The sequence below is a fragment of the Bacillus sp. JJ864 genome (genome assembly GCF_036963045.1).
Lineage (GTDB): Bacteria > Bacillota > Bacilli > Bacillales > Bacillaceae_G > Bacillus_A > Bacillus_A pseudomycoides_C.
Window position 1 is genome coordinate 108,065 of sequence record NZ_JBALLY010000078.1, and the last position, 11,992, is coordinate 120,056.

11 protein-coding genes, 1 other RNA gene, 1 pseudogene and 1 riboswitch are annotated in these 11,992 nt (G+C 37.2%); of the genes and pseudogenes, 10 read left to right on the plus strand and 3 right to left on the minus strand.

Annotation, left to right across the window (positions count from 1 at the left end; all coding sequences use genetic code 11):
• From V7024_RS13435 to V7024_RS13470, 8 genes and pseudogenes are all read left to right on the plus strand, one after another.
• Positions 1-130, plus strand: a pseudogene (locus V7024_RS13435) (spore coat protein); the annotation flags it as partial.
• Between the two features lie 64 nt (positions 131-194).
• Complete coding sequence (locus V7024_RS13440) at positions 195-749, plus strand: DUF1273 domain-containing protein (RefSeq protein ID WP_335520786.1); 555 nt, start codon at positions 195-197, stop codon at positions 747-749.
• A 70-nt stretch (positions 750-819) separates the two neighbouring features.
• Positions 820-1,161 carry a cell division regulator GpsB gene (gpsB, locus tag V7024_RS13445; protein WP_335520787.1) on the plus strand — a complete coding sequence of 114 codons (342 nt, stop codon included), beginning with the start codon at positions 820-822 and terminating at the stop codon, positions 1,159-1,161.
• Positions 1,162-1,248: 87 nt separating this feature from the next.
• An RNA gene (gene rnpB, locus V7024_RS13450) (RNase P RNA component class B) lies at positions 1,249-1,638 on the plus strand.
• 208 nt (positions 1,639-1,846) lie between these two features.
• Positions 1,847-2,983 carry a THUMP domain-containing class I SAM-dependent RNA methyltransferase gene (locus tag V7024_RS13455; RefSeq protein ID WP_335520789.1) on the plus strand — a complete coding sequence of 379 codons (1,137 nt, stop codon included), beginning with the start codon at positions 1,847-1,849 and terminating at the stop codon, positions 2,981-2,983.
• Positions 2,984-3,046: 63 nt separating this feature from the next.
• Positions 3,047-3,232 carry a DUF3921 family protein gene (locus tag V7024_RS13460; protein ID WP_098915244.1) on the plus strand — a complete coding sequence of 62 codons (186 nt, stop codon included), beginning with the start codon at positions 3,047-3,049 and terminating at the stop codon, positions 3,230-3,232.
• Between the two features lie 132 nt (positions 3,233-3,364).
• Positions 3,365-5,302, plus strand: a complete 1,938-nt coding sequence (locus tag V7024_RS13465; RefSeq protein WP_335520792.1) for an ATP-dependent DNA helicase — start codon at positions 3,365-3,367, stop codon at positions 5,300-5,302.
• A gap of 125 nt (positions 5,303-5,427) precedes the next feature.
• Positions 5,428-6,945: a carboxypeptidase M32 gene (locus tag V7024_RS13470; RefSeq protein ID WP_335520794.1), complete on the plus strand. Its 1,518-nt coding sequence runs from the start codon at positions 5,428-5,430 to the stop codon at positions 6,943-6,945.
• A gap of 44 nt (positions 6,946-6,989) precedes the next feature.
• Here the strand turns inward: V7024_RS13470 and V7024_RS13475 are convergent, their stop codons facing one another.
• Together V7024_RS13475 and V7024_RS13480 are read right to left on the minus strand one after the other, a co-directional pair.
• On the minus strand, positions 6,990-7,952 hold the full coding sequence (locus tag V7024_RS13475) for a cbb3-type cytochrome c oxidase subunit I (protein ID WP_335520795.1): 963 nt from the start codon (positions 7,950-7,952) through the stop codon (positions 6,990-6,992).
• Positions 7,953-7,982: 30 nt separating this feature from the next.
• Entirely contained in the window at positions 7,983-8,129 is a 147-nt protein-coding gene (locus tag V7024_RS13480; protein ID WP_335520797.1) for a cytochrome c oxidase subunit 2A, read from the minus strand.
• 538 nt (positions 8,130-8,667) lie between these two features.
• Positions 8,668-8,769, plus strand: a riboswitch (purine riboswitch).
• Between the two features lie 108 nt (positions 8,770-8,877).
• On the opposite strand from V7024_RS13480, the gene V7024_RS13485 reads away from it, so the two are divergent.
• Positions 8,878-9,471 carry a xanthine phosphoribosyltransferase gene (locus V7024_RS13485; protein WP_335520799.1) on the plus strand — a complete coding sequence of 198 codons (594 nt, stop codon included), beginning with the start codon at positions 8,878-8,880 and terminating at the stop codon, positions 9,469-9,471.
• Positions 9,471-10,793 carry a xanthine permease PbuX gene (gene pbuX / locus V7024_RS13490; RefSeq protein ID WP_335520801.1) on the plus strand — a complete coding sequence of 441 codons (1,323 nt, stop codon included), beginning with the start codon at positions 9,471-9,473 and terminating at the stop codon, positions 10,791-10,793. Before V7024_RS13485 ends, pbuX begins: the two co-directional genes overlap by 1 nt.
• Positions 10,794-10,807: 14 nt before the next feature.
• Here pbuX and V7024_RS13495 read toward each other — a convergent pair whose 3' ends face one another.
• Positions 10,808-11,974: a DUF418 domain-containing protein gene (locus tag V7024_RS13495; protein ID WP_335520803.1), complete on the minus strand. Its 1,167-nt coding sequence runs from the start codon at positions 11,972-11,974 to the stop codon at positions 10,808-10,810.
• Positions 11,975-11,992 lie beyond the last annotated feature (18 nt).

Genomic DNA, 11,992 nt, shown 5'->3' on the forward strand with positions numbered 1-11,992 from the left:
AGGAGTTGGCGGATTCGGCGGATGTGCCCCATGTGGTCAAATATCACCATTTGGACCGAATGTGAGCCCGCAAGCTATATCACCAGCAGCTAACATGGGCCCAAATGTAGGTGGCATGTTTAAAAAGTAAGTGCTATGCTAGAACTAGCAAATTGCTAGTTCTTTTTTTTTGAGACGAAAAGAGGCGTTTTGTATTGAAAGTTGTAGCTGTTACAGGATATAAACCATTTGAACTGGGGCTTTTTTCAAATGAACATCCTGGTGTAGAGTACATAAAAAAAGTGGTGCGCAAAAGACTACTTTCTATGTTGGAAGAAGGGTTAGAATGGGTAATTATTAGTGGGCAATTAGGAGTGGAGCTATGGACAGCTGAAGTAGTATTTGATTTACAATTAGATTATCCAGACTTAAGGTTAGCTGTATTTACCCCCTTTTTAGAACAGGAAGAAAATTGGAAAGAAAACAATAGGGAGTATTATGAATTCATTCTTTCGCAAGCGGATCATGTAGATAGCATAACAAAGCGAAAATATGAAAGCCCGGAGCAATTCCGTTTAAAGAATCAATTTTTAATTGAAAAAAGTGATGTTCTGCTTGCTATGTATGATGAAGAAAAACCAGGAAGCCCTAAATATATGGTGGAAGTAGGAAGAAAAAAAGCAGAAACTCAAAATTATCCATGTTATTTCATACTTTTTTCTGATTTACAAGATATAATAGAAGAAGAGCAGTGGAATAAAGATATATGATTGACAAAATGAGCTGTTTCTGAAAAAATTTAAGTAATGAAAGTTTTGGTAAAGACTTGAGGTGGAATGAATGATTTCTGATAAAATTAAGTTAACAGCAAAAGATATTTTAGAAAAAGAGTTTAAAACGGGAATGCGAGGATATCAACAAGAAGAAGTTGATAAGTTTTTAGACTTAATTATTAAGGACTATGAGGCATTTCATAAGGAAGTTGAGCAATTAAAGCAGCAGAATACACGTTTAAAACAAGAATTGGAAGAACAAAAGCAAAAAGCGTTGAGTGTACAAGTACAACCAACACCATCTCCAATTTCTACTCCACAACCAGTATATAACAATACAAATACAGACATTTTAAAACGTCTTTCGAATTTGGAGAAAGCTGTATTTGGAAGTAAATTATACGAGTAATGGAAGAGAATAAATAAGTTCGCAGTATTTTCCGGATAAAAAACGTTGCAAAATATTTATGTTTCAACTATACTAATTCATGTCATAACGTTTGGGTAATCGCTGCAACGCTTTGTTGTAGAGGAAAGTCCATGCTCGCACGACCTGAGATGGTCGTAGTGTTCGTGCCTAGCGAAGTCATAAGCTAGGGTAATTTGGCGTAAAGCTGGATTAACGGCAGGGAAAAAACCTAAGTCCATCTGGATATGGTTTGACTACCTTTAAAGTGCCACAGTGACGAAGTCCCGGAAGAAATGATGGGAGTGGAACGAGGTAAACCCCACGAGCGAGAAACCCAAATATTGGTAGGGGAACTTTTCCTAAGGAAATGAACGATGGGAAAGGACAGATGCAATTGCTCTGTAGATAGATGATTGCCACCGGAGTACGAGGCGTGGGCCGTTTGCAGTACAAAGGTACAGAACATGGCTTACAGAACGTTATGAACCAATCATGAATTTGTTCAGCTCTCCTTCGTAAGAGGAGGGCTTTTTATTTGTATGAAGTTTTGGAATGTGAGTTAAAATGGTAAAGAAAGTTTTGTAAACTTAATAAAATTGAATGAAAATGTTATGAATTTAACTGATCAGCAGAGGAGAATGTATTGCTGATTAGTGCTGGATTATACATTATGAGGAGAATGAAGATGGGAAAAGTTACTTTAATTGCAACTGCTGCAATGGGAATTGAAGCACTTGTTGCAAGAGAAGTTCGCAATCTCGGTTATGAATGCCAGGTAGATAATGGGAAAGTAACGTTTGAAGCGGACGAAAAAGCTATTTGTCGCAGTAATTTATGGCTCCGCACAGCGGATCGTGTGAAAATTAAAGTTGGTGAATTTAAGGCAACAACATTTGATGAATTATTTGAAAAAACAAAGGCACTAAATTGGGGAGATTATATTCCGGAAAACGGAGAATTCCCCGTTATCGGTAAATCAATCAAATCTACATTGTTTAGTGTGCCGGACTGTCAAAGTATCGTAAAAAAAGCAGTCGTGGAAAAGCTGAAAAGTACATATAGACGTACAACATGGTTTGAAGAAAATGGCCCGCTATTTCGTATTGAGATTGCACTATTAAAAGATGTAGCAACGTTGACAATTGATGCAAGTGGTGTTGGGCTTCATAAGCGTGGATACCGCGTTGGACAAGGGGATGCACCGTTAAAAGAAACGTTGGCGGCTTCGTTAATTATGTTAACAAACTGGAAGGCTGATCGCCCGTTTGTAGACCCGTTTTGCGGTTCTGGTACAATTCCACTTGAAGCAGCGTTAATTGGTCAAAATATTGCTCCAGGCTTTAACCGTGACTTTGCTTCTGATGGATGGGGCTGGGTTGGTAAAGAAAACTGGCGTATTGCTCGTGAAGAAGTAGAGGATTTGGCAAACTACGACCAACCACTTCAAATTATCGGATCAGACATTGATCATCGTATGGTACAAGTTGCTCAGGATAACGCTGATGAAGTAGGATTTGGTGATCTTATTACATTTAAGCAAATGCAAGTAAAAGATTTTACAACAAAAGAGGAATATGGTTACGTTGTGACGAATCCTCCATACGGAGAACGTTTAAGTGAAAAGCCTCTAGTTGAAAAAATGTATGCGGAAATGGGACAGGCATTCCGTCCGCTAGATACTTGGTCTTTATATATATTAACAAGCCATCCTGAATTTGAGAAATGGTATGGCAAAGATGCATCGAAGAAACGAAAGTTATTTAATGGATTTATTCGCACTGATTACTACCAGTATTTCGGTAAACGCCCGCCGCGCGATTAGTATAAAACTTCTTTAGAACGCATATACTTGCTATTATGCGATAATCTAAAGGAGGAAGCGCTAATGGATGGTTTGCAATTTTCCATTATTCAAAAGGCTATTCATCGAACTTATGATGAATTAGAAAAAGAAGTAAACCTTCACGGCGTAGCCGATTATGAGTTAGCAAGAGCACGTGAAGAGTATTTATCGGCTTTATCACATGAAACTTTAATTGATAAACGATATTTAAAATCATTGATAGAGTAAAAAAGTTTTCCTGCATTCAGGAAAACTTTTTTCGCTCAATTGTTATGCAAACAACAAGAAAACAGCAACTGCTCTTTTTATGAGTAGTTGCTCTGTCTTTTTATATAGAAATTGAGTAGTTGGAGGAATAGCATGTTTACGAAGCAAAAGCTGCCATTTGAAGTGGGGAAACAAGATAATTTTTTCGACAAGTTAAATGAATGGATTGGAGACGTTTTTTACGACGTTTTACCAGAAAAGGGATTTGAAGAGCGCGATGAGCAAATTTTTATGGCGTTTCAATTAGAACGAGCATTTCAAGAGAAAAAAGTAATGTTTGCTGAAGCGGGTGTTGGAACAGGAAAAACGATTGTATACCTGCTATACGCTATTTGTTATGCGCGCTATACAGGAAAGCCAGCTGTTATTGCTTGTGCAGACGAAACATTAATTGAACAGCTAGTAAAAGAAGAAGGCGACATTGCGAAATTATCAGAAGCATTAGGATTATCAGTTGATGTGCGTCTAGCTAAATCAATGGATAATTATCTATGTTTACGTAAACTTGAAGATGTAATGAGTGGACGAGCTCCGGAAGTAATTGAAGATTTATATTATGAATTACCGCAATTCGTATTTGATCATGGAACGATGCAAAACTTTACTCATTACGGTGATCGCAAAGAGTTTCCGTTATTAAATGATGAAGAGTGGTCTAAAGTATCGTGGGATTATTTCCAAGATTGTTTTACATGTGAGTCCCGTCATCGCTGCGGACAAACATTATCTCGTGAACATTATCGTAAAGCAGCAGATTTAATTATTTGTTCGCAAGATTTCTATATGGATCATATTTGGACATATGAAGCACGTAAGCGTGAAGGACAAATGCCATTGTTACCAGAAAGTAGCTGTGTTGTCTTTGATGAAGGTCATCTCGTGGAGTATGCAGCGCAAAAAGCACTTACGTATCGTTTAAAACAAACAATGATGGAACAACTTTTAACAAGATTACTGCAAAATGATATTCGTGAAGAGTTTGCTCATTTAGTAGAAGAAACAATTTGGCAAACAGAGCAGTTTTTTGAGGCGCTCAAAGAAAGTAAGAAGGAAATTGCTGGATCTGATCGTTTAGAAATTCAATTAACAGAAAAAGTCACGAAAGAAGCAAAACGTCTATATGCAAAAATCTCTGAAGTCGGCGATGCGTTAGTTTTTGAAAGTGAAATGTACACAGTAAACACATATGATTTAAATATTGTTGATGAGCATTTAGATGTATTAGAGCATTCATTACGTTTGTTTATGCATGAGAAAAATGTAATTACGTGGGGAGAAGAAAACGAGGGTTCCTTTACTCTTGTGATTATGCCTCGTGCTGTAGAAGAAGTGTTGCAAGAAAAAGTATTCTCTCAAAAAATCCCGTACATCTTCTCATCTGCTACATTATCAGAAAACAATTCATTTGCATTTACTGCAAATAGCTTAGGGATAAAAGATTATTTATCATTCTCAGTTGCTTCACCGTTTGATTATGAAGAACAAATGAAAGTGTACTTACCGTCGTATACGAAGGAAAATGAATGGGAACGAAAATGTCAGTATACACTTGAAAACATTCAAAAAACAAATGGACGCACGCTTGTATTATTCCGTACAACACAAGAGCTTGCGGCATTCAAAGAATATGTGAATAAAGAGCAAATGTCTGTTCCGTTCTTATATGAAGGAGACCAAGAAATTAGTCAGCTTGTTTCGCGTTTCCAAAATGAAGAGGAGACGGTGCTTTGTGCGGTACATTTATGGGAAGGTTTAGATATTCCAGGCTCATCCTTATCTCATGTTATTATTTGGTCGCTTCCATTCCCTCCAAATGATCCTGTATTTGAAGCGAAGCGTAAGCACGTAAATGATCCATTCTGGGATGTTGATGTACCGTATATGATTTTACGTCTTCGTCAAGGAATCGGTCGATTAATTCGTACGAGTGAAGATGAAGGGTATATTTCGTTATTCCTATCAGAAGATGAAAATGAAAAAGTAGTAGAAGCTGTGAAACAAGTGCTTCCAGTAGAAGCTACAGTGTTATAGAGTGACATCTTTCTCTTTCTAATCGGAAAAGGCTTGGCGGTTGCCAAGCTTTTTTTCTATTAGAAAAGGAATTTATTTGTTTATGTCGAAATAAGGGTGAGGTAGAAAAAGGAGGTTTTTATAATATGACGATTGCTACATATGAAGTAGAAAAAGAATTTTTAGCATATGTGAAAAAGATAGAAAATTACGGAGAAGCATTGAGCCTAATATTTTGGGATTTACGAACGGGGGCACCAAAGAAAGGTGTCGATCAACGTTCGGAAGTGATAGGAATGCTTTCATCAGAGGTGTTTTCATTATCGACTTCTGGTGAGATGGAAAGATATTTAAAAGAATTAGAACAGCTAATTGCAGATAATAAAATTTCTGAAACAACGAAGAAAATTGTAGAAGAGTGCCGCAAAGAGTATGATCGGAATAAAAAAATTCCACAGGCCGAGTATGAAGAGTTTGTCAAATTACAAGCAAAATCGGAAAGTATTTGGGGAGAAGCTCGTGAAAAATCTGATTTTGAAATGTTTCGACCATACTTAGAAAAAATTGTTGAATATAAGAAGAAATTTATTACATATTGGGGTTATGAAACTTATAAATATAATACGCTTTTAGATATGTATGAGCCAGGTATTACGGTAGAAGTGTTAGATCACGTATTTGGACAACTACGTGAGCGTATTGTTCCGCTTGTAAAAGAAATTTCCAAGTCCGATAAAGAATTAAAAACAAATGCTTTATTTGAACATTTTTCAAAAGAACAACAAAAGAATTTCACTTTAGGGTTACTAAAACAATTAAATTATAATTTCGAGGCCGGTCGTCTAGATGAAACGATACATCCTTTTGAAATTACATTAAATAGAGGGGATGTTCGCATTACGACTCGTTATGATGAGAATGACTTCCGCATGGCAGTTTTCGGAACAATTCATGAATGTGGACATGCTGTATACGAACAAAATATTTCAGAAGAATTAGAAGGTACACCGCTTTGCAGTGGTACATCAATGGGAATTCACGAATCACAATCACTATTCTTTGAAAACTTTATTGGACGTAATAAATCATTTTGGAAGAAAAATTATGATGTATTGAAACAATTTAGTGATGGACAATTTGAAAACGTATCTGTAAATGAATTCTATGATGCGATTAATGAATCAAAGCCTTCCTTTATACGTATTGAGGCAGATGAACTTACATATCCGCTTCATGTTATGGTTCGTTATGAACTGGAGAAAGAATTATTTGATGGAACATTAGAAGTAAAAGACTTGCCGGCAGCATGGAATGATAAAATGGAAAGTTATTTAGGTATACGTCCAGAAACGGATGCACAGGGTGTACTGCAAGATGTGCATTGGTCAGATGGATCGTTTGGCTACTTCCCATCTTATGCACTTGGCTATATGTATGCAGCACAATTTAAACATAAGATGTTAGAAGAGATTCCGAACTTTGATACATTACTAGCGGAAGGAAACGTGACACCAATTCGTGAATGGTTAACAAAAAACATTCACCAATATGGGAAAACGAAAAAGCCTTTAGAAATTTTACATGATGTAACGGGTGAAGGATTAAATGCGAACTATTTAGCGGATTATTTAGAGGCGAAGTATAAAGAAATTTATGAATTATAAAAAGAAAACGAGCTATTTAATATAGCTCGTTTTTTTTGGCTGCATTACCACAATTTAAAGCCTTTCGAACCAGGCGGGGCATTTTGAATCATATCTATAAACGGAATCGTGTACGCGAATAAAATAAGCAGTGCTGTAATGCCGAGCCATAGTTTCCAGTTCTCAAAGACCACTGGTGGTTGATCAGATGCATCAGATACTTCTGCGACTGGAAACTCAGTATGGCCTTTTGGTGCGAAGAAAGCAAGGTCTAGGAAAATAATGATAGCTAAAATAATTCCGACAAATATAATCGTGCCGCCAACTGCTTGGGCAATTTGATATGGTATCCATTCAACTGCTTGTGGTGCATTGCCGTATGTGGAAAAAGAAGAGCGGCGCGGAGCTCCTAATAATCCAGCGAAGTGCATTCCAGTAGACATGAAAAACATTCCAAGTGCCCATACGCAAGTTTGAATCATCGCAAGGCGATTCATTTCTTTTGTCATCACACGTCCTGTTAAGTGAGGGATTAGCCAATATCCGATTCCAAAGAATGTTAGTACAACAGATGTAGCTAATGTTAAATGAAAATGTCCTGTTCCACAATATTCATTACATACGATTAAATACTCACCAGCTTTGTGAAACACTTGAGAAGCTGTGCTCACATAGCCGGGCTCAATCATCATATTCACATTTGTTCCCGCGATTTCAAAGCCATGTACTACATCTTTCGTTGCGACAACAAAGTCAACTTTGGCCCCTTTTGGCACTTTAATGACATTTGGTGTAAAGGAAAACGCTTGTGAGACAATTGTTACTTGATAATGATCTTTCCCAACCTGCTTTACACCAGGATGATCAAAGGGAGCAGTCGCATTTACTTTTTCTGGATCGATTGTCGTTAAGCAACTAGGCGGCTGGTTTCCCATATAAAATGCGCTTACTCCAATTACGGCTAAAAATACAAATAATGAACTGATACCAAAAATGAGCCGAATTTTTTCGTACTTATGCAAGTGCATATCCCATCTCCCCCTTGTTTCTGAGTAACACTACAATCGATTTGAAAAAATTTGATATACACTAAACCATGTGAAGATTAAAAAGAAGCCAAGTAAAAAAACAAAAATTAATGTGCCCTTGAGTGAGCTCTCTTTTTGTTTTCTCTTCATCGATTGTTGTAATTTACGTTCGCCCATGTTTCGCCCTCCCTGAGAAAGTGAATCTTACATTTTTATGATACGGAAAATTCCGACAATTTCCATATCGTCAGCGCTGCTTTCGAAAAATGTTCATTGATACAATTAAAACTATGTTTATGATGAAAAGTTGATAAATCGTGATTTATTACTGATTTTGTAATGAGGAAATGTGAAAAAAATGTGAAGTTAATGTTGAATTTGCGATATGATTAAGGACATTATAGAAATACAAATTAAAAAATCCACATAAAAGCCCCCTTTCTTTTTAGGAGGGCGAGAGCATCTGGCCATGTATAGAAACGGTCAGGGCTTTTTCCTACCACATGCAAGGTTTAAAACAAAAGGAGAAAGCAAGTAGCGATCATGTTGTATTCTGCACAGCAGCGACTTATATGTCGAAAAGGGTAAATGATTATTATGGAATGAAAAGGATTACAAAAGTCGAACGAAATTGGTTGGAAAATGATTTTTTGTACGTGTTTTTTCAAGAGGATGCTTTTCAAAGTAAAAAAAGTACGTTATAATCCTTCTATAAAATAAATAAGTTAGCAACACTCATATAATCGCAGGGATATGGCCTGCAAGTTTCTACCGAGGCACCGTAAATGCTTCGACTATGAGTGAGGACGAATATATTGCGATAGTTGCATTCTTTTTTTGCAAAGCTCCAAAAGCACGTCTCTCACTTGTATTGGGTGAAGGCTGCTTTTGGAGTTTTTTATTTGCATAAGAGGAGGAACAAACTATGAAATTATTACAAGAGAAAATTATGCGCGAAGGAAAGGTATTGTCAGATGATGTGTTAAAAGTGGATGCATTTTTAAATCATCAAATTGATCCAGTGCTTATGCAAGAAATCGGAAAAGAGTTTGCAAAGCGTTTTAAAGACGAAAAGATTACAAAAATCGTGACGATTGAGTCTTCAGGAATTGCTCCAGCTGTGATGGCTGCGTTGCAATTTGGTGTAACGGTTGTGTTTGCAAGAAAGCGTAAATCGTTAACATTACAAGATAATATGTATACTGCAAAAGTATATTCCTATACAAAGCAAGAAACGAATGAAATCTCTATATCGAAACAATATATACATGAAGACGATCGTGTTCTTATTATTGATGACTTTTTAGCAAATGGTCAGGCAGCACTTGGTTTAATGAATCTAGTAGAGCAAGCTGGAGCAACGGTAGCTGGCATCGGAATTGTAATTGAAAAAGCATTCCAAGATGGAGGAAGTAAATTACGTGAGAGCGGTGTTCGTGTAGAATCGCTTGCGGAAATCGCATCGCTTGATAACGGGACAGTTCGTTTTGTGGAACGTGCGGCAGCGGAGGTAGAATGATGAAACAACATCCTTTTAAAATTGCGTCTCTTGGTATTCAACATATGTTAGCGATGTATGCCGGGGCAATTATCGTTCCGCTTATTGTTGGCGGCGGACTTGGATTGAATCAGCATGAGCTTACGTATTTAGTATCAATTGACTTATTAATGTGCGGCATTGCGACGATTTTACAAGCGTTAACGAATCGTTTCTTCGGCATTGGACTTCCAGTTGTGTTAGGCTGCACTTTCACGGCAGTTGGACCAATGATTGCAATTGGTAAGCAGTACGGCGTATCTGCTGTGTACGGCTCGATTATTGCAGCAGGACTTTTCGTTGTGTTATTTGCTCGTGTGTTTGGAAAGCTTGTAAAACTGTTTCCACCAGTTGTTACAGGTTCAGTTGTAACCGTTATTGGAGTTACATTAGTTCCAGTCGCGATTAACGACATGGCTGGTGGTGTAGGAAGTAAAGACTTCGGTAGTGTATCCAATTTAGCATTAGCGTTCGGAGTATTGTTATTTATTATCATTATGTACCGTTTTTTTGATGGTTTTATTCGCTCTATTTCTATCTTATTAGGTTTATTATTTGGTACAGCAATTGCTGCGTTAATGGGAAAGGTAAGCTTACAAGCTGTAGCACAAGCAGATTGGTTTCATGGTGTACAGCCATTTTACTTCGGTACACCAACATTCGAATTAACGCCGGTCATTACAATGATTCTCGTTGCTTGCGTAGGAATTGTTGAAGCAACAGGTGTGTATTTTGCACTTTCTGATATTTGCAACAAAGAAATTGGTGAAAAAGAGTTAGCGAAAGGATACCGCGCAGAAGGGATCGCAATGGTGTTAGGTGGTATTTTTAACGCATTTCCGTATACGACATATTCACAAAATGTCGGTCTTGTCCAACTAACAGGTGTGCGTAATCGCGTTGTCATTTACACATGCGGCGGTATGCTAATTGTCCTTGGATTTATTCCAAAGATTGCAGCAGTAACAACAATTATTCCAAAGCCAGTACTTGGCGGTGCGATGCTTGCTATGTTTGGAATGGTTATGGCATACGGCATTAAAATGTTAAGCCATGTTAACTTTGCGAAACAAGAGAACTTATTAATCGTTGCGTGTTCTGTTGGAATGGGGCTTGGTGTAACCGTTGTACCAACATTATTCTCGCAGCTTCCAGAGAGTGTTCGTATTTTAACAGATAACGGAATTGTATTAGGAAGTGCATCAGCTGTGCTTTTAAATATTGTGTTTAATATGATTCCGCAAAGGCAAATGAAAGTAAAAGAAGAGCAGATTTCAATACAAAGTACGGTTTCAGAAGCGTAAGAGAAAGCAGTATCTCAAGATGAGATACTGCTTTGTTTTTTTATCGGCATGCTTTTTCCGTATGTACCAAGACGCCAAATATATTCAAGCGGTCCGTATTGATAATGAGAGAGCCACCAGCGGCTGATAAAGATTTGAATGGTATAGAAGCCGATGCAAAAAAGTGTACCGCCCCATAACGGGAATATGATATTTGCTTTAAATAGTAGTCCAAATACGAATAACGTGACGACCGTTTGCGAGATATAGTTCGTTAATGCCATGCGGCCAACATATTGGAAAGGGCGGAATATGTTTTGCCATTTCGCATGCTGCAAGAGACGCATAAGTGTAAAAATATAAAAGATGAATAGTGTCTTCCCGCTTAACGTAATAAAGGAAATCATTGAAAATGGTACGTATAGATCGTGCATATTAAAGTAGGTAATTATAATCCCCCATATTGGCAAAGTAGCGAAGAAGGTAATGATTTGCCATTTCTTTAGCTTTGTATCTATCTCATTTACGCGGCGAAACATTTCTTTTTTTCCCGCATATAGACCGAGTAAAAAGAGACCGACTGTTTCTGGTAACATGATAAGAGAGCCGCTAATTTCTTCTGAGTAAAAAACGCTAAAGCGATCTTGAACTTGCAAGCTCCAATCTAACAAGGGAACGACAGGAGCAGAAAAAGCGCCAAGTGTCTCAGGGGGAGTGAACAGAATTGCTAAATTCATAAGCAACACAAGAAGTTCCCAAATACTTAATAAAATAAGTGCCCAAATTAATAAAGTTTTTGGTTGTCTTTTATAAAAGAAAAGTAGTACGAAGCCAGCTATTGCATAACTATGTAAAATGTCACCATCCCAAAGTAGTACATAATGTGAAAATCCGAATAAGAATAAAATAAGGAGTCTCCGTATAAATAATAATTTTGGATGATTTGTCTTTTCTTCTGCTCGCTTCATAAAAATATAAAAACCAAGACCGAACAAAAAGGAGAAAATTGTATAAAACTTTGTTTGGACAAACAGATCATAAAATAATCGAATGTACCGATCAAATCCTTCGTAAACGGTTGTTAAATCTCGAGAGTCGACTCCAGCTAACATAGGCCAATTTACAAGGAAAATACCAAAGATGGCAATCCCTCGTATAATATCAATAGAATGAATTCTTTCGTCTTTTGATATGCTGTTCATACTTCATCTCCTTATGGA